Source organism: Duganella sp. Root1480D1, from assembly GCF_001427305.1.
In the GTDB taxonomy this organism is placed as follows: Bacteria; Pseudomonadota; Gammaproteobacteria; order Burkholderiales; family Burkholderiaceae_D; genus Rugamonas.
The window spans coordinates 1-1545 of record NZ_LMFZ01000041.1 but is presented as its reverse complement, the minus strand read 5'-3'; the positions used below and the strand labels follow the sequence as shown (position 1 = coordinate 1545).

Here is a 1545-nt window from a genome sequence, read left to right as displayed (position 1 = left end):
GGTGATGTTGTTGCCGGCGCTGGCCAGCAGTACACCGGCCGGGCCGCTCACATACAAGCCGGCCAAACGGTTGATACCGCTCTGGCTGAAGCTGTTGGCACCGGCGCTGTTGCTGGAACTTTGCGTGGTGGTGGTGATGTTCAGGTCGTGGCCGGCCGACAGCACGGCGGCGCTTTGCGCTTGCATTACGCCGCCGATGTTGTCGATGTCCCTGGTCGCCTGCAGCGCCAGGGTGTCGGCGCTCACGGTGCCGCCCATATTCCGGATGTTGTCGGCGCTGATGCGCACCAGGTTGCGGCCCGCGACGGTGCCGCTGTTGGTGACATCGCCCGAAAGGTTCAGGTTGACGTCACTGCCGGACAGCAGGCCGCCGCTGCCATTCACGTCGCCTGGACGAACGCGCACGTAGACCTGCGGCACCAGCACGTTTTGCTTGCTGCCGTCAGCCAGTGTCACTTCTTAACTATCGAGCTTTACTAATCGCTATCTCCAACCAATTGATGAAATCCTGAACTGAATCCCATCTATTGACAATGGCATGATCCGAAAAAGTAACCACCTGTGGTTGCGACACTTGCTCAAAGTCATAACAGTAAATATCGTGCTGTCCGCTCTCAATTTCGACGACAAATGGCATCAAATTTTCATAAGATTGCCGAATAATAAGCATGTCTTCATTGTCTGGCGCCTGAAAGGTGCCGAAGAATGCTGCGTTATTTTCATCATTAGCGAATAATAACAAATCATCTAGAAGAACATTGAATTGATTAACAACAAAAGTATTTTCATGCCTGAATTGGCGCCTGACATCATCAAATTTCACTGGTAGCTCCTATTTGATTGGGATATGTGTATCCGATGGATTTTTCGTTGCACAGCACGAGTCATCAAGCGTAATTACAGATTTTCCTGGTTTATAGTTTCCATTTACTACATTCGCAGTTGGTACAATTTCTTTGTGAGCATGCGGCACTTCATCGGCAAAACCTTTTGGATTTACCCTAACAGTGGCTGGATCAATTCGAACTGCCGCAGTATTCCCATCCGGCAAATTCTTCGTCCAAACCGTCCCTCCGTTATTGGCAGATACCGAAGTGTATCCTTGCGCGCGAAGTGCTGATTCAATTTCTGCCGAGGTCTTTCCAGCTAAATTAGGTAGTTTGCCCAATTCGCCTAATGCCGTGCTCGCCCCATTGCTGGCCGAAATATCAATGATATTCGGTCCTGCCGGGGCAGGTGTACCCATACCCATCCCATAAGGCTGGCTTCGAGCTGCATTGCTGGCCTCATTCAGATCGCCGCTAACATTGGACAGAGAACCCGCGCTTGGCGTTGCACTCTTTGCTCCAATTGCTGCAGAGTCGATGCCCGAAGGTCCTTCGCGAAGGAGTGCAGCGCCAGTTTTAGCATCCCTATAAACAATGGTATTGCTACTTCCAAAACCATTAAGTAATGAACTCGAATCCAGCGCAGTTGATGAATTCGAGATCGAACCAAGGTCGTAAGTGATCTCGGCAGGAACTACTCTCTTCGCGTTAGCGGCAG

3 protein-coding genes are annotated in these 1545 nt (G+C 51.0%); all 3 read right to left on the bottom strand.

From position 1 onward, the window contains the following. Nucleotides 1-456: hypothetical protein (locus tag ASD58_RS22955; protein ID WP_156401443.1), on the bottom strand; the 456-nt coding region annotated here is incomplete at its 3' end. A 7-nt stretch (nt 457-463) separates the two neighbouring features. Beyond that, the gene (locus ASD58_RS22950) at nt 464-823 is read right to left on the bottom strand and encodes a hypothetical protein (protein ID WP_057263547.1); all 360 of its coding nucleotides are present in this window, start codon (nt 821-823) and stop codon (nt 464-466) included. 9 nt (nt 824-832) lie between these two features. Then, a partial coding sequence (locus ASD58_RS31700) for a hypothetical protein (RefSeq protein WP_200951667.1) occupies nt 833-1545 on the bottom strand: 713 nt, incomplete at its 5' end.